Origin of the sequence: Paenibacillus mucilaginosus 3016, assembly GCF_000250655.1 — a bacterium.
Taxonomy (GTDB): domain Bacteria; phylum Bacillota; class Bacilli; order Paenibacillales; family NBRC-103111; genus Paenibacillus_G; species Paenibacillus_G mucilaginosus.
Genome location: NC_016935.1, coordinates 6,659,895 through 6,678,494, shown reverse-complemented (window position 1 = coordinate 6,678,494; position 18,600 = coordinate 6,659,895). Strand labels below are relative to the sequence as shown.

General features: G+C 61.5%; 15 protein-coding genes and 2 pseudogenes. 12 read left to right on the top strand and 5 right to left on the bottom strand.

What is annotated here, in order from left to right; translation table 11 throughout:
- The first annotated feature begins 530 nt into the window (after nt 1-530).
- On the top strand, nt 531-3,380 hold the full coding sequence (locus tag PM3016_RS27595; RefSeq protein ID WP_014371706.1) for a glycosyl hydrolase: 2,850 nt from the start codon (nt 531-533) through the stop codon (nt 3,378-3,380).
- A 1,521-nt stretch (nt 3,381-4,901) separates the two neighbouring features.
- Here PM3016_RS27595 and PM3016_RS27590 read toward each other — a convergent pair.
- A pseudogene (locus PM3016_RS27590) lies at nt 4,902-5,922 on the bottom strand (LacI family DNA-binding transcriptional regulator).
- Between the two features lie 495 nt (nt 5,923-6,417).
- On the opposite strand from PM3016_RS27590, the gene PM3016_RS27585 reads away from it, so the two are divergent.
- The 5 genes and pseudogenes from PM3016_RS27585 to PM3016_RS27565 all read left to right on the top strand — a co-directional run bounded on the left by PM3016_RS27585 (nt 6,418) and on the right by PM3016_RS27565 (nt 9,350).
- Nucleotides 6,418-6,705 carry a GNAT family N-acetyltransferase gene (locus PM3016_RS27585; RefSeq protein WP_014652320.1) on the top strand — a complete coding sequence of 96 codons (288 nt, stop codon included), beginning with the start codon at nt 6,418-6,420 and terminating at the stop codon, nt 6,703-6,705.
- A 107-nt stretch (nt 6,706-6,812) separates the two neighbouring features.
- Nucleotides 6,813-7,595, top strand: coding sequence for a DUF3891 family protein (locus tag PM3016_RS27580; RefSeq protein WP_013917897.1), 783 nt, complete (start codon nt 6,813-6,815; stop codon nt 7,593-7,595).
- Entirely contained in the window at nt 7,595-8,173 is a 579-nt protein-coding gene (locus PM3016_RS27575; protein WP_014371704.1) for a GNAT family N-acetyltransferase, read from the top strand. Before PM3016_RS27580 ends, PM3016_RS27575 begins: the two co-directional genes overlap by 1 nt.
- Nucleotides 8,133-9,056: pseudogene (locus PM3016_RS27570) on the top strand (class I SAM-dependent methyltransferase). Before PM3016_RS27575 ends, PM3016_RS27570 begins: the two are co-directional and overlap by 41 nt.
- Nucleotides 9,057-9,140: 84 nt before the next feature.
- Nucleotides 9,141-9,350 (top strand): hypothetical protein, encoded by a 210-nt coding sequence (locus PM3016_RS27565; RefSeq protein WP_014371703.1) that lies wholly within the window; start codon nt 9,141-9,143, stop codon nt 9,348-9,350.
- 256 nt (nt 9,351-9,606) lie between these two features.
- On the opposite strand, the gene PM3016_RS38900 is transcribed toward PM3016_RS27565, so the two are convergent.
- From PM3016_RS38900 to PM3016_RS27550, 3 genes are all read right to left on the bottom strand, one after another.
- Nucleotides 9,607-12,066 (bottom strand): TPM domain-containing protein, encoded by a 2,460-nt coding sequence (locus PM3016_RS38900; RefSeq protein ID WP_014371702.1) that lies wholly within the window; start codon nt 12,064-12,066, stop codon nt 9,607-9,609.
- A 313-nt stretch (nt 12,067-12,379) separates the two neighbouring features.
- Nucleotides 12,380-13,243, bottom strand: coding sequence for a cyclic di-GMP-binding domain-containing protein, MshE-related (locus PM3016_RS27555; RefSeq protein WP_014371701.1), 864 nt, complete (start codon nt 13,241-13,243; stop codon nt 12,380-12,382).
- Nucleotides 13,243-13,629 (bottom strand): response regulator, encoded by a 387-nt coding sequence (locus PM3016_RS27550; protein WP_013917891.1) that lies wholly within the window; start codon nt 13,627-13,629, stop codon nt 13,243-13,245. Before PM3016_RS27550 ends, PM3016_RS27555 begins: the two co-directional genes overlap by 1 nt.
- 289 nt (nt 13,630-13,918) lie before the next feature.
- On the opposite strand from PM3016_RS27550, the gene PM3016_RS27545 reads away from it, so the two are divergent.
- The 5 genes from PM3016_RS27545 to PM3016_RS27530 all read left to right on the top strand — a co-directional run bounded on the left by PM3016_RS27545 (nt 13,919) and on the right by PM3016_RS27530 (nt 16,833).
- The gene (locus PM3016_RS27545) at nt 13,919-14,644 is read left to right on the top strand and encodes a Crp/Fnr family transcriptional regulator (protein ID WP_014371700.1); all 726 of its coding nucleotides are present in this window, start codon (nt 13,919-13,921) and stop codon (nt 14,642-14,644) included.
- Nucleotides 14,645-14,924: 280 nt separating this feature from the next.
- Nucleotides 14,925-15,254, top strand: coding sequence for a lysophospholipid acyltransferase family protein (locus PM3016_RS40940; RefSeq protein ID WP_274379989.1), 330 nt, complete (start codon nt 14,925-14,927; stop codon nt 15,252-15,254).
- Nucleotides 15,244-15,477 (top strand): 1-acyl-sn-glycerol-3-phosphate acyltransferase, encoded by a 234-nt coding sequence (locus PM3016_RS40935; RefSeq protein WP_274379988.1) that lies wholly within the window; start codon nt 15,244-15,246, stop codon nt 15,475-15,477. The genes PM3016_RS40940 and PM3016_RS40935 overlap by 11 nt, the downstream gene beginning before the upstream one ends.
- Before the next feature lie 134 nt (nt 15,478-15,611).
- The gene (locus PM3016_RS27535) at nt 15,612-16,175 is read left to right on the top strand and encodes a L,D-transpeptidase (protein ID WP_238540332.1); all 564 of its coding nucleotides are present in this window, start codon (nt 15,612-15,614) and stop codon (nt 16,173-16,175) included.
- Between the two features lie 421 nt (nt 16,176-16,596).
- Nucleotides 16,597-16,833 carry a hypothetical protein gene (locus PM3016_RS27530; protein WP_013917886.1) on the top strand — a complete coding sequence of 79 codons (237 nt, stop codon included), beginning with the start codon at nt 16,597-16,599 and terminating at the stop codon, nt 16,831-16,833.
- A 234-nt stretch (nt 16,834-17,067) separates the two neighbouring features.
- Here the strand turns inward: PM3016_RS27530 and PM3016_RS27525 are convergent, their stop codons facing one another.
- Entirely contained in the window at nt 17,068-17,232 is a 165-nt protein-coding gene (locus PM3016_RS27525) for a DUF1328 domain-containing protein (protein WP_013917885.1), read from the bottom strand.
- A 481-nt stretch (nt 17,233-17,713) separates the two neighbouring features.
- Here PM3016_RS27525 and PM3016_RS27520 point away from each other — a divergent pair, with 481 nt between their 5' ends.
- Nucleotides 17,714-18,580 (top strand): DUF421 domain-containing protein, encoded by an 867-nt coding sequence (locus PM3016_RS27520; protein WP_014371698.1) that lies wholly within the window; start codon nt 17,714-17,716, stop codon nt 18,578-18,580.
- Nucleotides 18,581-18,600: the final 20 nt, after the last annotated feature.

The window sequence follows — 18,600 nt, the reverse complement described above, 5'->3', positions numbered from 1 at the left end:
GTGCCTAGCGGAAAGCGGGTCCATCGGTTGTTTGGGCGGGGGACCGGCTCTAAGAGGCAGCGTACGTGCCTTCAGGAAGGGCAGGACTGCGGGAGCAGGGAGATGGGCGGCAGATGAGCGGATGAGAAGCGGTACAGCTGGAAGAATTGGCGGGCAGCCCGAGAGGGTGCCCGTTTTTTAGGTTGGGGAACGGTTTTTCAGGTCCATATTTACGAAAACAGTTTCGGGTGATAGAGTGGGACTGAGCAGGGGGATGGTGTCAGAGGGGAAGGCGTTTCGCAGGGTGGGAAGAGGGTGACAGCGAAATGGGTTTCGGAACTGTTCTCGAAATGACCCCTTGGACATATGCCTGCTCTCCGGTCACCCGGGAGGGTGATTCCTCCGTAATCCCTGAGGTTCAAGAGTTATTTTTGACAGCGCTGTCATGAGCCCTGTTCCTAATGTGGGCAGAAGCAAGGAGGGAGGGAATAAGGCACGAACGCAGCTTATCGTCACTTTGTACAGGTGCACCATTCACAAGGAGGTTTGTTATGAAAAAGAAGATGTTATCGCTGGCTCTTGCGACTGTACTGGCTGCCGGGCTGCTACCGGGAACCGGCCAGGCGTTCACCGGCGAAGTGCCGCTCGGCGCGGGCAGCTACTCGACCGTTCTGCCCGCAGGGGCGGCGGATGTGCAGGCGCAGATCTACAAAACCGGGAATGTGACCGGCAAGATGCCGACCAACGACTGGTGGAGCTCGCTGGCCTGGGTGCAGCATTCCGAGGCCCAGTATCCCCATCCGCTGGCGGTCAAGAACCAGAGCGACGGCTTCCGGATCTATAATCCATCGGGGCGGATCACGGCGAACTCGTCCTGCGTCTGCGGCTGGATCAACGACATTCACGATTTCACGGTCGGCCATACGGGCAGCGGCACGTTCACGGATGCGAAGGTGGACGGCTTCAGCGATTGGTTCGTGAAGGCGCAGTACCAGAATGGGGCCAGCTCCATGAACGTGTCTTACGGACACGGTTCCCCGTACGTTTACTTCAACTTCGGCGGCGGCAACCCGCAGCTGAAGTTCTATACGCCGCCGACTGTCTGGTCCGGCAGCGCCGGCAGCAGCGTGCTCGGCATTACGATCGAAGGCGCGCATTACGGGTTGTTCGGCCCCACGGGCAGCACCTGGTCGGGTATCGGAACGAATGCGCTGACGAACGCGCTGAACGGCAAGACGTACTTCTCCATCGCGGCGCAGCCCGATAATACCGCGGCCACGCTGAACAAGTTCAAGCAGTACGCCTATTCCCACGTGACCGACACGAAGATCAGCTACGGCTACAACGCGGCTGCCGGCGAAGTGACCACGACGTTCAACTATACGACGTCGGCCAAGGAAGGCACGCAGACGGGGACGATTTTTGCCCTGTATCCGCACCAGTGGAAGAATTCCTCCCAAGCCCTGCTGCCATACACGTACAACTCCGTGCGCGGCACCATGAAGACGGGGGAAGGGGCGTCTTTTACCACCCGCATGAAATTCACGGGCGTCCTGCCGGCGCTGCCCGATAAGGGCACGTATAACAAAACCACCCTCGGCGGCTACATCAACGAAGAAGAGGCGCTGGCTTACACGGGCGGCACGGATACGTACTGGCTCGGCAAGCGGCTCGGCAAGCTGGCCACCCTCGCCCCGATCGCCGACCAGGTCGGCGATACAACCGCCTCCGCCAAGTTCCGCAGCGAGATTAAGAGCCGTCTGCAGGACTGGTTCAAGGCGAGCGATGCGTCGGGCCATCTCAAGGGCAGCAACGTGTTCTACTACAACAACAACTGGGGCACGCTGATCGGCTATCCCGCGAGCTTCGGGAGCGACGGCGAGCTGAACGACCACCATTTCCACTACGGCTACTACATCAAGGCGGCGGCGGAGATTGCACGCACCGACAAGGCCTGGGCGCAGAGCTGGGGACCGATGGTCGAGCTGCTCGTCCGCGACATTGCGAACTGGAACCGCAGCGACACGATGTTCCCGTTCCTGCGCAATTTTGACCCGTATGCCGGCCATTCCTGGGCTTCCGGCCATGCGAGATTCGGCGACGGCAACAACAACGAGTCTTCCTCCGAGGCGATGAATGCGTGGGCAGGTCTGATCCTGTGGGGCGAAGCAACGGGCAACACGACGATCCGCGATCTCGGCGTTTATCTGTACACGACGGAGATGAATGCGATCAACGATTACTGGTTCGATGTGCAGGACAACACGCACCCGGCCGCTTACACGCCGTCGGTGGTGACGATGATCTGGGGCGGCAAGGGCGCCAACGCTACTTGGTTCACCGCCAATCCGGAGCAGGTGCACGGCATCAACTGGCTGCCGATCACCGCGGGGCATCTTTATTTGACCCACTACCCAAGCTACGCGGCCAAAAACTACAACGCCCTCGTCAGCGAGAACGGCGGCACGAACTGGGATATCTGGCGCGACCTGATCTGGATGTACCGCGCGATCTCCTCGCCGGCGGACGCCAAGAACCAGTTCGCGGCGGGTGTCGGTTCCATGGCGACAGGCGGGGCCGAAGGCTCCGGCGGACCGGAGACCGGCAACTCCAAGGCGAACGCGTACCACTGGATCTACAACCTGGACGCGATGGGCAACGCCGATCCGGCGATCACGGCGAATTCACCGACCGCGGCGGTCTTCAACAAGGGCGGCGTGAAGACCTATGTCGCCTACAACTTCAGTAATAGCGCCAAAACCGTCACCTTCTCGGACGGCACCTCCGTCAGCGTGCCGGCGAACAGCTTCAATACCGGGAACGGCGGCGGCACCGGCGGTGGGGATACGGTCGCCCCGTCGGCTCCAAGCGGTCTCGTGTCCACGGGCAAAACGTCCTCCAGCGTCTCCCTGTCGTGGAACGCTTCGACGGATAACGTCGGCGTGACCGGCTATACGGTCAGCTACGGCGGGAACAGCTTGAACGTGACCGGCACGACGGCGACGGTCAGCGGCCTGGCTGCCGGCACGGCCTACACGTTCACCGTGACGGCCAAGGATGCGGCGGGCAACGTCTCGGCGGCCAGCAGCGCCGTGACGGTGACCACCGACAGCGCCGGCGGAGGCGGTGTGATCACGACGCCGGATTATACGGCGAGTGTGACGAAGACGAGTGCGACGCAGGCGAAGATCGCGTTCACGCCGACCGTGAACGCGCTGTATGTGGACGTTCATTACACCGTGAACGGCGGCCCGCAGCTCAACTACCGCATGACGAAGAACGGTTCGACGTGGGAGCAGCCGGTCGACGGCCTCAGCGCCGGCAGCGTGCTCAAGTACTGGTTCACGTACGAGAAGTCCGGCCCGCAGTACGATTCGCCGCAGTACACGTACACGCACTAAGGGGACGGTCACGTCCCGCGGATGGACTGAGTAGGAAACCGATTTGCCAGGGGCCAACGTCTTCGGATGTTGGCTCTTTTGGCGTTTGCGGGGGCGGGGACGGGTACAGCAGAGGGGAGGACTTATGGGTTTTTGGGCGGGGGAGGCAGCGGGGGGATGGTGATGGAACTGGAGCATTGGGAGGAAAAGCAGGGAAAGTGGAGGGAGTGAGGAGGGAGTGAGGGAGAGTTGGAAGCAGGGGGAGTGGAAGATGAGATGGACAGTGGAGCAGGGTAGGGGGAGGGGGCAATAGCGGTGAAGTGAGAATGCAGAACGGAGCGGGCGGCGATGGAGAGCGAGAGCGGCTGAGATGGAAAGTGGGGGGAGGAGTAGGAGAAAAAGTGTAGTAGAGGGAAGTCAAGGGGGACGGTGAAGGAAAGGGAGAACGAGTAAGGCTGAGTTGGAGAGTATGGAGTGGAGGAGTAGGAGTAGAGAGGACAGTAGAGGGAAGTCAGGGGAGTGCAGGGATGGGGGAATGGAGATGGACAGAAGAGCAGGGTAGAGGGAGGGGGAACCAGCGGTGAAGTGAGAATGCAGAGCGGAGCCGGCGACGATGGAGAGCGAGAGCGGCTGAGCTGAGCGGTGGAGCGGAGGAGTAGGAGTAGAGAGGAAAGTAGAGGGAAGTCAGGGGAGTGCAGGGATGGGGGAATGGAGATGGACAGAAGAGCAGGGTAGAGGGAGGGGGAACCAGCGGTGAAGTGAGAATGCAGAGCGGAGGAGGCAGCGATGGAGAGCGAGAGCGGCTGAGCTGAGCGGTGGAGTGTAGGAGTAGGAGTAGAGAGGAAAGGCAGCCGGGGAGAAGGAGAGTGGCAGAGAGCAAGGTGTATTTTTGTGCTCGGACTGGCAGTTCTGGGGTGACCTCCCGGGCCCGGGTTGAAATAACGGAACTCAGATGCGTTATCGGGGCCCAATGCAAGGTGAAAATGAAAATAACGGAACTCAGATGCGCTATTGTACGCCTAGAGGGGGTTCTGCTGGCATAAAAGGCGGAATAAAGAATCGTAGTTCCGCTATTTGCTGCGAGGGCTTCTTTTTCAGGCAAATAAGACATCTGAGTTCCGTTATTTGGTTTCTGGGTGGAAATGCTGACATCCTGCAGGCCCGCTGGGCATGCCCGAGCGCAGTGGAGCAGCCGCTCGAATGTTATGCAGCGGGCTCGCGGAACTTTCTGCACGCAGTCGAGCTGATGCAGGAGAAGGCGCTTGGCTAGCTGCCTTGCAGCAAGCGCGATGGTTTAGCGCAGTCGAGCAGCCCCCCGTGGCAGAGCCCCCCGCACGCTGACACTCAGCAGGCCTGCTGGCATGCCCGAGCGCAGTGGAGCAGCCCCCTCGTGGCAGCCCCCCCGTGGCAGCCCCCCGCACGCTAACATCCAGCCGGCCCGCGGGGCATGCCCGAGCGCAGTCGAGCGTGCCACCTTCGCACGGCCCGCCGCTGTGCAGCAGGCCCGCGTGCCTCCTGCTCGCCGGTACGCGTCCGCCGGCGCTACCCCTCCCGGCGGGCGCCGCACGACGCGCGCACGATCAGCTCCGGCTCGACCAGAACGCTGCTTGATCTCATCTGGTTGTTGATGAGATCGTAGAGCATCATGGCGGCGAGCTTGCCGATCTTGTCCTTGTTCTGCCGGATGGTTGTCAGCGGGGGGCTGACATACCTGGCGGCCTCGACGTCGTCGCAGCCGATGACCGCCACATCGCCCGGCACCTGCAGGCCGTGTTCCATGAGCGCGCGGATCGCTCCGATCGCGAGATGATCCGATCCGGCGAAGAGGGCCCGCGGCAGGCTCCCGCCCGCGATCAGCCGCTTCATGGCCTCGCAGCCGCTGCTCTCGGAGAAGTCGTCGCCGTGAATGAACCAGTCCGGCTGCATCGGCAGTCCCCAGCGGTCGAGCGACTTCAATAGCCCCGCCTCCCGCATCGACGAGATGTGATAATACGCCGAGGCGCCGAGATAGCCGATGTCCCGGTAGCCGAGCAGATAAAAAGTGCTCGACGACCTGGGCCGCCATCCGCTCGCTGTCGGACATGATGTGGCCGGAGCTCGCCCCGGAGAGCATCAGGTCCACGCCGATGCAGGGAATGGGGCTGCGGTCCAGCTCATGGATGGCCGGCTCGAGCTCCTGGCCGGAGAGCAGAATGCAGCCTTCCACCTGGAAGTGCCGGCAGCGGGCCAAATAATCCTCACCGGAGGCATGGAACTTCTCGTTCGAGAAGAAGAGCAGGTCGTACCCGAGCAGACCCATCTGCCTTTTGAACGCGTTGAGCACCCCCACGAAGAACGGATGGGTAAAATCGATGTTGAGCTTCCCCGCAAACACGACCCCGATGAGCCCCGATTTTTTGGTGGCCAGCGTTTTGGCCGAATTCGACGGAATGTAGCCGGTCTCTTTCATAATGCCCAGCACCTTCTCCCGCGTTTCGGCGGAGATGTCGCTGTAATTGTTGATGATCTTCGAGACGGTCGAGACGGATACGCCCGCCAGCTTGGCCACGGTTTTGATATTCACGCTGCTGGACCCACCTTTGTTTGGTTTGTTCCGAAACCTTTTCGCTAAAACAGGCTGCTCTCATTGTATCCCAGGGATGAAATGGCGGTCAATGGAAGGGGAGCACTCCGAAAATCTCCCGATCTTATAACCGTACGGGATATCACTTAAGTAACGAAAATGGTTTCGTTACAGTGGTGCCTTGGCGGATGGTTCAGCGGATGCGCAATCCATCAGTTCATTGTCTTCCAAAAAGAGGAAAAGATCTGGTGCCCATGGAATAAATTCTAATCAAGAGCAGAGTGTCCGGCGAACACCCCATCCCATGGAGGGTTGGTTTCGGACTAAAGAATCAAGCCAAGGCAGGAGCCGACACGATGCGTGACAGGAAAAGTACATACAAAAGAGGGAGAGGCTTCATGATTACTCCCCGTGCGACTTCGGAGGAGGCGGCCCGGGTGACGGGGCTGCTGGGGGAGCTGTGGCCCGGGAGAACGCTCGACTCGGACCTGACCCTTGAGGTATACCGGAGAAGTTTGGGAGCCGCGGCGGATCATCTGCGGATTAATTGCGGAGGAGGAAGGGCGGGCCGTCGGATTCGGTTCGATGGTCATCAAGAACCGTTTTTGGCAGGAGTCGTATGTGGGCCGCATTACGGCACTCGTCGTGGAAGAGAGGATGCGCGGCAGGGGCATCGGGCGTACGCTGATCGAGGAGCTGTCCCGGGATCGCGGGGGCGAACGGGTGCAGGAAGGTGGAGCTCGATTTGGGGTTTCACCGGGAGGGAGTCCACCGTTTTTATAAGGGACCCGGATTCGGGCGGAGAGGCTCGATTCTTATCTTGTCTCCAAAGATGTATGAGACGAAACTGGCACAAGAGCCGGTTAGCTGAGGAAAGAGAGGGGATCCGCATGATCGTACGTGATACCGGGGACGCCTGGGTGCTGACGGCGCAGCATGAGCATGCCCGTTTGTCAGGGGATGCGGCCCGGCGCTTCCGGCCTTTTTTTGAGGGGGACCCGCACTTCGAGGACCTCGTGACGGCCGTATATCAGCATGATCTGGGCTGGGTGCGGCTCGATGAGACGCCGGTCTGGAACGACCGCGCTTCGGCGCCTTACTCGTTCATCGACTATCCGCTGCTGCCCAAGCTGACCCATTACCGGCTGGGGCTGGATCAGGTGGAGGAGCTTAATCCGTACGCCGCCCTGCTGTGCAGCATGCACTATGCCGCCTTTGTCGAGGGCAGCACGGATGAGGAAAGCAGTGCATTCCACCGTTACGAAACCGGCAGGCAGGAGCGGATTCGGAAGGAGCTGGGTATCCCGGGGGCGAAGGAGCTGCAAAAGCCGTTCAGCCTGCTGAAGCTGTGCGACCGCATCTCTTTGTATGTGACGTTAAATGAGCCGGGTGCGGGCAAGGAGCAGGAATATCCGCCGTACCGGACAGGGTTCGGACAATCGGAGTCCTTTCACCCGGATGGCTCGGGCATACTGGCGGCCAGGTGGATCAGCAAGTCGGAGATCGAGATGGCGCCGAACCCGTTTGAGCATACATTCCGTACCTCCGTCCGCCAGAAGCGGGTGCCGAAGGCTCTGGCCGGCGAGATCGGACTGGCCGAAGCGTACCGAAGGACCGAGGAAACGGAGCAGGAGGTCGTATTCCACGGCCGTACGGGAGAGGAGGAAGCGTGATGGCGTCGGTCAGACCCCTGAGTCCGGAGGATGCAGAGGCGTTCCTGAAGCTTCGGCTGGAGGCCCTGAGAGAGCACCCCGCCGCTTTCTCTGCGGATGAAGCGGATTGGCGGTCCAAGAGCGTCGAGGAGGCGGCCCTCCTCCTGTCCGGAGCGAGAGGAAGCTTCGTACTGGGCGCCTTCGATGCGGAGGGGGAGCTGGTCGGCATGGCCGGCTTCCAGCCGAACGACAAGCCGAAGCTGAGCCACAAGGGCATCCTCTGGGGCATGTACGTTACGGCGCGGGTCCGGAGACAGGGCGCAGGACGGGCGCTGGTTGAGGCCCTGTTGAACCGGGCCCGCCTTCTGCCGGGGATCCGCAGGGTCAATCTCGGCGTGATCCGTACGGATGGCGGCGCGTGCAGGCTGTATGCTTCCGCAGGCTTTCAGGTATACGGCACGGAGCCGAGATCGCTGCACTATGACGGTACGTTCTATGATGAGGACCTGATGTATTTTGAGTGGGAAGACGGGAAGACGGGGAGACGGGGAGGCTGCCATGACATCGGAGAAGAAATGGGTCTGGGACGACCGGTATGACTACCTGCGGGATACACGGGACCTTTATTACAATGAGGATTATCTGGAGTTTCTCGTGAGAATCGTATGGAAGCTCCACCGGCCCGTCGATATGATCGATTTCGGCTGCGGCTACGGCTACCTTGGCCTAAAGCTGCTGCCTCTCCTTCCGGAAGGATCGACCTACACGGGGATCGACCGGTCCGGGGAGCTGCTGAAGCGGGCCCGGGATGCCTTCCAGGGCACCTTTTACCGCGCCGAATTTATTGAAGCCGACCTCGAGGGTGAGGTGGAACTGGACCGCCGGTATGATCTGGCCGTCTGCCATGCGCTGCTCCTGCATCTGCCCGACCCCGTACGGACGCTGGGCCGGATGGCCGGCTGTGTGCGGGAAGGCGGGCGCGTAATCTGCTTTGAGCCGCATTGGATCGGCGGCATGGCCGGTCACCAGTCCGGTGAAGGGGATGCGTCGGAGGTGGTCCCCCTTGGGGTACTGCAGAAGCTGTATGAAGACGGCAGGCAGCGGACGGGGAGGGACGGCAATATCGGTCTTAAGCTTTCCGGCTTATTTCAACAGGCTGGGGCTTCGGAACGTGGAGTGCCGGGTCAGCGACAAGGTGAACTTTCTGGATCCGCTGTCCGGTGAAGGGAGCGGCAGGAGCTGTTCCACGCGCTGAAGCAGGAGGGAGTCGGCACGATGCCGGGGGAGCGCGGGGACTTTGTGCAGGGGCTTCTGGACCGGGGGCTGAGCCTTCGGGAAGCGGAAGCGCAGTATGAGGCGGAGCGGTTGTACGCCGAGCGGTTTCAGGTGGATTCGCCCCTGGCCTACGCGCCGGGGATGAAAATCACCTTTGGTACGGTGGGGCCGCAGAGGATTGAGGGATCATCATTCCTTAATTTTTGATGTCCGGTGGTTCAAGCAGAGGGATGGCGGGTAATAAATAGGAAAGGTCCGTCAAGCGAGGGCCGGTTAGGGGAGGTGCTGCAAATGCAAACGTTCTTGGATGATGAGGGGCAGCTAATGCAGAGAACCGACAAGTTGATGGATGTCAGTTTGAATGTCGTTGGCAAAGCGACAGCGCATTACCACAACATCAGGCGTGCAGTCCACCGGAATTCCGAACAGATCGACAAGTCGTTCCGCAGTATTGACCAAGCCAGGACGCTGATCGAAACGGCGCGCAGGTCGCTTCGCTGAAAGGTTCCGTTTCCCCGCAGGTTATGCCAAGGGTTATGCCAGCTACATACATGATTCATTCACAGCAAAAAGCCGCCCGGTCCATGGACCGGGCGGCTTTTACGCTGCTGGCGGCAGGCCGGCTGCTGTGAGGGCTCCCGGAGAGACTCCGGAAGCGGCGGATTCTCTTGAGGCCCGCGGCAGAGGGGCCGCGACCGCCCGCTGAATCTGCCGGGGATCGCGCCGGAGCGGCCCCGCCCGCGGTGCCAGCCGGCCGTCACGGGGGGCACGCCCTGCCCGCGCCTGCTACCAGCCGCCCCCGCCGGAGGAGCGTCCGCCACCACCGCCGCCTCCCCAGCTGCCGCCGCCGGAGGAACGTCCGCCGCTGCTCCAGCCTCCGCCGTACCCGGAGGACCTCTGGCGCATCAGGGATCTGCCGCTGCTCCTCCTGCAGCAGGGCGTGATAAGCCATGTCCAGCTGGGAGACGGCCTGGTCGGCCGCGGCCAGCCGCTGCAGCGCATCTCCGTAGAGCCCCAGCACGAACAGGTTCTGAATCTCGCTCATGTTCGCCGCATAGCTGCGCGTGTAGCCGGTATGCGTAAGCCGGGAGCCGGCCCGCAGAGCCACGGCCTGGTACCGGGCATGCACCTCGCGCAGCATCCGCTCCGCCTGCTCCTTCTCCTCGGCCATCCGCGAGATGCCGGCCTGATAGGCGCGCGCATCGGAGGATAGGCGCGCGATGAGCGCGGCGAGCTCCTCAAGATCGTAGGGCGGTGAGGCGAGCGCGGCATGGATATGCTCTTTCTGCCCGTGGAGCTCGCGCTCCAGCAGCGCCAGCTGCCGGTTCCCCTGGGTGTGGAGGGGGAGGGAGCGGGCTTCCGCCAGCGACTTGCCGCTGCGGAAGAGCGACCACGCCTGCGCCTCCTCATCCCGGAGCTCCTGAAGCCGCCGCGACGGCCCGGTGTACACGCCGAGCACTGCCGCATACAGCGCCTCCGCCTCCTTGAGCCGCAGGAGCAGCTCCTCTGTAAGCCGGCCGGCCTCCGTATACGCCTGAGTCTGCGGCGAGGCCAGCGGCCGGGCCGCCTCGAGGCCCTGCCGCAGCCCGGCTGCCGCCGTCTTCAGCGAGCGGTAGCTCTCCTCCGCCGGGCCCCAGTGCTTCTCGGCGAACTCGGCCTGGGCCTTGGTCCGCTCCTCCGGGTACGTGCGGTCCGCCGCGGCATAGGCCGTCAGCGCCGCTTCGATCTGCTGCAGGCGGCCGGTTACCGCATCCCGCAGGGCGGCCCGGCCGGCCGCTTCGCCGCGCGCCCGCTCCAGCAGGCCGGCGATGGCGGCCGAGGCGCTGCCGGCTTCCTCGAGGGAGCCGCGCTCCAGCGCCCGCCTCATCGCTTCGCCGGACCGCTGCGCCTCCGCGAGCGGAGCGTACGGGTCCCACGCCTCGGCCGGCCGCAGCCCCGAGGCGGCCAGCTCGCGCCCGGTCTCGGCCCGCAGGGTCTCGATCCGGGAGGGGAGCCGCTCGAGCTCCTCAAGATAGCCCGGCAGCTTGTCCAGCTCGCTGCGGACCGCGGCCAGCTTCTCCTGCAGGGGCAGCACCTCCTGCTCGGCTGCGAGCAGATCCGAGACCTGCAGCGCGGAGGAGCGCTCCAGCTCCTCCCGCATGCCGGACAGGTCCGCTTTCAGCTCGTCCATCGGCAGGCCGTGCCGGGCGGAAAGCTCCGCCACCCGGGCCTCGGCCGCCGCCGCCTTGCTCTGCAGCTTCCCGATCTCCTCGGAGATGGAGCGGTCGAGTCCGGCAAGGTGGTCCACCTCCCGGCGGGCCTCCTCGAAGCGGGTGCGGAAGGCGGCCAGCTCCGCGCGCACCGCCTCGAGGTCCCGTGCGGCCGAGCCTGCGCCGAGCAGCGGGACGGCATAGCCGCTGATGCGCTCGAGGCGGCCCTGCACTTCGGCCGACAGCGCCGTCAGCTCCTCCTCGAGCCGATCGGCGGCTTCGCTGGTCCGCTCGCCGGGATACAGCTCGCGGATCGGCGTCAGCGCTTCCTGCGTCCGGCTGATCTCGACGATCAGCGTCTTCGCCGATCCGGTGAGCTCCTCCTGCAGCGCGGAGAGCCGGCGGCGCTTCAGCAGCGCCATGACGAACCAGCCGGCGAGCAGCAGGACGAGGCCCCCGGCCAGCAGGGGCAGGAGCCCGCCGAAGCCCGGGCTCACGCCGGCCGCCGTGCCGGCCCCGGATGGGGTGCCGGTGGCCGGCACGGAGGAGGCGAGCTGCTGGCCGGACTGCATCAGCTCGAGCAGCCCGGCGGCAAAGTCGCCCTGCTGGGCATGGGGCAGGAAGTGCGCCCCGACCCACTCGTCGATGGAGCTCTCGCGCAGCCCGTCCCGGTCGTAGTCGGCGGGCAGCGCATCGAGCCGGCGCTGCAGGCCGGGATTCTCGAACTGGACTTCGATGCGGCGGTCGCTCTCCGAGAGGAGGACGAGCACGTCCTCGCGCTGCAGGTTCCATGCCCGGTAGACGGAGGTGGCGTAGGCATCGGCCGGGCGGCCCTGGAGGCTCTCGACGGTCAGAACATGAAAGGAGTAGGGGCCTTCGGCTGCGCGTTCGAGCGCGGACAGGCTCCTGCCGGACAGCATTCCGGCCGTATCCTGGACTGCGCCGCTTTTGGGGGGCACATCGGCGGCCGACACCGGTGAACCGAGCAGGAAGACCAGGGTTAAGGTGAGTGAGATAAGCTTGTTCATGGGCATCCTCCACTTCCTGGGAGATTGTCGTTTCGGCTGCTTCCCCGTGAGGGACAGGGAAGGGGTTCTACCGTTACTTAAACCAATCTCCGGGAGATCAAGCGCCGGCAAGCCTTCGAGCGGTACCCGAAACCGGGAGGACATCCGCAGGGGCTCGGCAGCACAAATAAGCCCTGCGCCCCGGACATACATCATCCGGACCGGCGCGGGGCTTATTGTAAATCGGGCAAGGCGTGCTCTTTCTCTTCTTACTATATAAGACTAAGACGGCTGACGGAGCAGCGGAGTCAGATCGGAGATGAGCAGATCGACCTCATAATCCGTACCGTAGATGCGGATCGCCTGAAGCTTGGCGAGCGTGTCTTCCGGGATGGAGCGGGCCGTGTGCTGCGGCTCCATGCTGAGCTCCGTGCCGCGGTCCGACATATTGACGAGGAAGATGCCGTTGTGCAGGTTGAGCAGCTCGCCTGCCGCCGCTTCGAACAGCTCGTCCGGCGCGGAGATCCGTCTCCTGGGCGAAACGGGAGGCGAGGCGGAGCATCGATTCCTGGCTCCCCGCGACAGCCGTGTAGCCGGCTTCCGCGGTTCCCTCTGCGGTGATCTCCTGGGAGAAGACCCAGTCGTACACGCTCGGCCGGGGGGCAATCGCCATCTCGAGCCGGACGCCCGTATCCGCGAAGCGGATGAGGTTCTTGGCGAAGAGAGAGACATACCCGGAGAGCCATTCGCCGGCCGGCAGCCCGTCCTTGAGCAGGACCGCGGACACCAGTGCGTCCACATTGCCCTGCAGGATGGAGGAGAACTGGTCGCTGGATAGGCTGTAGGCCTCCTTGAACGCACCCAGTACTTCAGAGAACGAGTCGTAGGTCATCAGCCCCTGGTCGATGAGGGTCTGTCCGAGCAGAAGGTGCTCGCTCTTCTGGGACAGGAGCAGCTCCTGCACCTGCTCTTCCGTCAGGTAGCCCTGCTCCACGGCGATTTCCCCGAAGCGCTTGTCGCGGCTCATCTGCTCCGCGTGCACTTCTTCCACCTGGGAGCCGGTCATCCAGCCGTGGTTGATGGCCAGGACGCCGAGCTTCGGTCTGGCATCCTTCTGGGCGGTGAGCGCCTCATAGAGCTGGGTGGAGGTCAGGTGCCCCTGAGACAGCAGGTATTGGCCAAAATATTGTGCGAACATCACGCTTCTCTCCGATCCTGGGCCATTTTGTGAATCAGCTCGTTCAGTGCTTCGATCGTGACGGGCTTCTGCATGAAGTTATCCGCGCCGGCTTTCAGCGCCTTGATGAGGTTGCCCTGTGTTCCCACGGAGGACACCATCACGACATGGATGCTCTTGTCGAATTCCTTGATTTCCTTTAGGGCTTCAATGCCGTCCTTGCGGGGCATAACAATATCCATAAGAACGAGGTCGGGCTTCTGCTCCCGGCAGAGCGCAACGGCCTCCAGGCCGTCGGACGCCTCCAGAATGCCGGTGTAGCCCTGCTCTTCCAGTGCGCTCTTCAGCTTTTTGCGGACAAGAAGGGAATCGTCGCATAACATGATCTTTACTTCTTTGGGGTTCATGGTCCCACTCTCCCTGACGGTGGTTTAGGCTTCCTGTTTTTGTATTATCGTCAATTTGAAGCGGGATCATTACCATTTTTTTATCCTGAGGCGCGGGGCAAGGGGGCTTTTTAACAATCGCGGGAGGAAACCGTGCAAAATAACACTCTTTTAATTCGATCCTAACAGTTTCCTAAAATAGGTCTGTTAGTATGGGTTTAACGACAAAAGAGCGGTCAGACCTCCAAGAAACGACAACAAACGGTAAAACCCGCAGGACCCAACTTTCAAACAAAGGATGATGATCCCCATGCAAACCGCGACAAAGCAGACGATGACCGAGCGCCCTTATCACATTCCGCAGTTCCTGTCCTCCGCCAATATGGAGCGTCTGGAGAAGGTTATGGTTCTCCAGCGTGCTTCCGAAGGCTCCCACCTGTTCTGGGAAGGCGATACGGCGGACAAGCTGTATTTTGTCAAAAAAGGCGCGGTCAAGCTGATGAAGTCGACGGAAGACGGACGGTCCATCATCCTGCAGATCGCCCAGGCGGGCGACCTGTTCGGAGAGTTTGGCGACCCGGGCGCCATGAGCTTCGGTTACGACGCGGTCGTCCTGGCGGAAGCGACGCTCGGCGTCATCGCCCTGAGCGACCTGGAGAACCTCATGAGATCCAGCGGCGACTTCGCAGTCGAGTTCGTGAAGTGGCAGAGCCTGATGCAGAGAGCCGCCCAGACGAAGCTGCGCGATCTGCTCCTGTACGGCAAGAGCGGCGCCCTGGCGGCCACGCTGATCCGACTGGCGAGCTCCTGTGGCATCCGCACCGAGCGCGGGGTGCGGATCTCGATGAGACTGACGCATACAGACCTGGCCCACATGATCGGGTCCACGCGGGAGAGCGTGAACCGGCTCATCTCCGAATACCGTGCGGAAGGCGCGCTGGACTTCCAGAAGGGCTACATCACGGTCAAGGACGAAGCGTTCTTCAAGGACATGGTTGGCGGAACCGACATCCCGCTGGAGCTCTGCCGCATCTAAGGCCGGCGGAGCAGGGCCTTCGGCCTGCTGACTCCAGGGGGCAAGCGGCAGCGGATTCCTCCTTAGGGAGGAAGGGAACGGCCGCGCACCATTACATAAGCGGCGGAGACGGTGAGCGCGGGGCGATCACGGTCTCTTTTTTCAATGCCCAAATGGTTATCTGACGGCGAAGCCGTTTATCTTAGCAGGTTTCCTTCCCCCGGAAATATGCTATGATGGGGACGGCTGCCATGACAGCCGGAGGCATGATTCCATTTATAGAAGAGTAGGAGCAGTGAACGTGGTCTATTGGATAATACGAAACGCCGTCAAGCTGTGGCTTTATCTGAGGTTCCGCATCCAGGTGAAGGGTGTGCGTCATATCCCCGAGGGGGGCTGCATTCTGGCGATGAACCACAGGAGTAATTATGATTCGCTGCTGGTCGGCGTCCATACGCCGCGCAAGATGCATATTATGGCGAAGGAAGAGCTCTTCCGCAGCAAGCTTGGCGCCTGGGTTATTACGGAGATGGGGGCTTTCCCGGTGAAGCGAGGCAGTTGCCGATCTGCGTTCCCTGAAGCATTCCCTGAAGCTGATCGAAGAGGGCGGCCTGCTTTCCTTGTTCATTGAAGGCACCCGTTCGCAGTCGGAGGAGATGGGGGATCCGAAGAAAGGGATCGGCTTTCTCGTGGCCAAAAGCCGGGCCCCGGTCGTTCCGGTGCTGATCCAGGGCGCGGCGGGAGGTTGGTTCTCCAGGGCCACCGTCACGTTCGGCGAGCCGCTGGTCCTCGAAAGCCGGGATTATGAAGATATCGCCCGGCAGGTGGCGGGGGCCATCAAGCAGCTGGCTTAAGCGCCTGCAGCGAAGCCGTACAGCTCGGTCCCTCCCTTCGAAAAGGAATAAGCGGGAGGTCCAGTGGAAAGATAGGGGAGTCCGGGACCCAAGGGCCGGATTCCATGCCTGACTTTCCAGTGGAGGACCTTCTCTTGAACAGACATCGTTCGCAGGCCCCCTTCAGGGGGCTGTTTTTGATGGGGATGCTGGCGGTATGCCTGCTGTCCGCCGTATGGGGCGGGTCCGCTTCCGCTTCTCCCGTGAGTGCGGCCGCTCCTGCGCCCGGTCCGGCACAGAAGAATGATGCGCCGCCGCCGGGACTGCAGGAGGAAGGCGTCTACGTCGTGATCAGCAAGAAAACGAACCGGCTGACGGTGTACATGAACGGTGCGCCTTACCGCACCTTTCCCGTGGCCACCGGCCGGAGGAGCTGGCTGACGCCTGCAGGAACGTTCCATATCATCACGAAGATCAAGAAGCCGTGGTATATCCGCAAACAAATTCCGGGCGGCGATCCGGCCAATCCGCTCGGCAGCCGGTGGATGGGGCTGAGTGTACCGGGCACCGGGGGATACACCTACGGCATTCACGGCACGAACCGGCCGTATTCCATCGGTCACAGCGCCTCCTCCGGATGCATCCGGATGCACAACCGGGATATCGAATGGCTGTACCGGCATTTGCCGCTCGGGACTGTAGTGATTGTGAAGGAATGAGCGGGCCGGATCTTTTTTTGCGGGGGCAGGTATAGATGGCGTGCTTCCGGTGCAATATAATATCAACGGTGAAAGAGCGAGGTGTGGTACCGTTGAGTGCATCAATGGAGTATCAGGAAGTTGCTTCTGACTCGAAATAGAGCGGAGGGATGTGCCAAAGACACGTTAATGTAGTCCTGTACTGCAGTAGTGTGGGTGAGGTAGTCCGAAGCGAGGTCGAGGTTCAAGGCAATACCAAATTCATTTCACCGTTGGAAAGGACTCCGCAAGGGGTCCTTTTTCCTTTGTTCCCATTCTTCATCACTCTTCCCGAAATTTGTGACGAATGCATCAATTTGGCGTCCTCTCCATATTCGTCCGTTACCAATCTCTCTTCTCTCTCATCTACTGAATTATCCTGAGAGGGAAGGAGATGAGAGAGATGGCAACTCCCCGTATTCCCCAGCCGCCGGATGTCGTCACGCTGAGCGTGGTGCGCAATCCGCTGACAGGCCGCCGTATCATCACCGGCAGCAGCGTCATCGGCAGCGCGGCTCCCTGCGCGGCATTGATAGCGCCGGGCAGCCGTCTGGCCCCCGCGCTGCGCTGCCTGGTGCGCAGCGGTTTCCGTCTGATCGCCCGTACGCAGGGCATCTGGGTATTCCGCCGCATCCGCTGAACTTAAACCGTTCCGATCAGGCTTATACAGACCGCTAGAATACACCTTAAGCTGCCGCCGGCCCATGACCGGACCCTCCCGAAAAGCAACAAAAGAAGGCCTCCGCCGCATTGCCGGCGTGAGGCCTTTGTGATTCAGGCAGACATCAATTCTGCTTCTTGCATACGCATCCATTTGTACAACCCCATATCGTTTCCAGTCAGATGAAGACAAGCAGTGCCGATCCGCGAGGGGTCATGTTCTGCCCTTTCGTCCCGTAAAAAAGCTCGCCACGAAAAGGATCAGGAACGCGATGAACAGCATTTTGGCGATACCCGCCGCTGTTCCCGCGATGCCGAGAAAGCCGAAGATCCCCGCAGCGACGGCCACCAGAAGGAACAGAAAGGACCAGGTGATCATCGGAATTCCCTCCTTAAGGCTGGGCGAAGCGCCGCAGTTCATTCTATAGCTCCTGTTTACCCGCGGGCCGCCGGGCCTGAACCACACCGGCCCATGGCGGCAGGCATGTCATCAGCGCAGCGGCGCCTCTTTTGCAGGCTGGGCAGCCGCCCGGGCCGATGTCCGCCTGCCGGCATAGCATGAGATACGGCATAGTAGACTGCGCTGCTTAGGAGGACCGCCGGTGGAACTGTTCGAATCGATAGTCTTGATTCTCGTGCTGTTTATTCTGCTGATGATCGTGCTGCTGCTTTTCCTGTAGGCAGTGCGCCATCCCGGGCGGGGGAGGAAGCCCTGTGCCCTCCCGCCCGCTGCCCGCAGACTAAGTGGGATCAACGCCCCTATTTTTTCCCTAGCTGCATCTTCTTCCCACCCATAACTTGGACAGGCGAGGCTCATAATGTATATGTTGCAACGTACTGCCGGAAAAGGGAGGGTACCTATGGAGGATTGGTGGCATATTGGCCTTCGCTCGCTTGCTGCCGTCGCCGTATTGTTCACCATCGCGCGTCTGCTGGGCAAGAAGCAGATCTCCCAACTCAGCTTCTTCGAGTACATCACGGGGATCGTTATAGGGGAGCTGGCCGGGTTCATTTCGACGGAGCTCGAGGCCCACTTCATTCACGGTCTTACCGCTATGCTGGTCTGGTTCGTGGTTCCTTTGTTCCTAGAACACCTCACACTAAAGAGCAAGCGGCTGCGGGACGTGCTTGAAGGCAAGGGAACGGTCTTCATCCGGCATGGCAAGGTGCTGGAGGAAAACCTTCGGAAAGAGCGGTTTTCTTCAGACGAGCTGATGGAGGAATTGAGGGCGAAGAAGGTGTTTCGTCTGGCGGATGTGGAGTTCGCTATGCTGGAGGCCAGCGGGGAACTCAGCATTCTGACCAAGGAAGAGGCCAGAATGCTGAAGCCGGAAGACGCGGGCGCCGCGGACGAATGCATCCCGCAGGCCGTCATTATGGACGGTCATCTGATGGACGACGCTCTGTGCAGCATGGGCATGACTCGGGAATGGCTGTTTGGAGAACTGGACAAGCAGGGCTTAACGGTACAGGATGTCTTTCTTGCCCAGATCGACGCCAAGGGGAAGCTGTATGTTGATTTGTACGAGGATGGTGACAAGCCGCCGGTCCTTCAGGCCCCCTCCGGTCTTCTGACCGCCTTGAAGCAGTGTGAGACTTACCTGATAGCACAGGGACAGCATACGGACAGCAGCTATACGAACGGGGTCTATGCCGAATGCGCCTCTATGTTGGGAGACATTATCCGGCGGGTTGAGAACGATAGAATGGATGGCATGCGGGAGTAGGCAGCGAAGAAAGGAGTGTT

Excerpts from the sequence above, each read along its gene's own strand:
- PM3016_RS27550 (WP_013917891.1), bottom strand. The coding sequence starts at position 13,629 with ATGAACCCCAAAGAAGTAAAGATCATGTTATGCGACGATTCCCTTCTT.
- PM3016_RS27580 (WP_013917897.1), top strand. The coding sequence starts at position 6,813 with ATGATCGTACGTGATACCGGGGACGCCTGGGTGCTGACGGCGCAGCAT.
- PM3016_RS27530 (WP_013917886.1), top strand. The coding sequence starts at position 16,597 with ATGGCAACTCCCCGTATTCCCCAGCCGCCGGATGTCGTCACGCTGAGC.
- PM3016_RS27545 (WP_014371700.1), top strand. The coding sequence starts at position 13,919 with ATGCAAACCGCGACAAAGCAGACGATGACCGAGCGCCCTTATCACATT.
- PM3016_RS27555 (WP_014371701.1), bottom strand. The coding sequence starts at position 13,243 with ATGTTCGCACAATATTTTGGCCAATACCTGCTGTCTCAGGGGCACCTG.
- PM3016_RS27575 (WP_014371704.1), top strand. The coding sequence starts at position 7,595 with ATGGCGTCGGTCAGACCCCTGAGTCCGGAGGATGCAGAGGCGTTCCTG.
- PM3016_RS38900 (WP_014371702.1), bottom strand. The coding sequence starts at position 12,066 with ATGAACAAGCTTATCTCACTCACCTTAACCCTGGTCTTCCTGCTCGGT.
- PM3016_RS27525 (WP_013917885.1), bottom strand. The coding sequence starts at position 17,232 with ATGATCACCTGGTCCTTTCTGTTCCTTCTGGTGGCCGTCGCTGCGGGG.
- PM3016_RS27520 (WP_014371698.1), top strand. The coding sequence starts at position 17,714 with ATGGAGGATTGGTGGCATATTGGCCTTCGCTCGCTTGCTGCCGTCGCC.
- PM3016_RS27565 (WP_014371703.1), top strand. The coding sequence starts at position 9,141 with ATGCAAACGTTCTTGGATGATGAGGGGCAGCTAATGCAGAGAACCGAC.
- PM3016_RS27595 (WP_014371706.1), top strand. The coding sequence starts at position 531 with ATGAAAAAGAAGATGTTATCGCTGGCTCTTGCGACTGTACTGGCTGCC.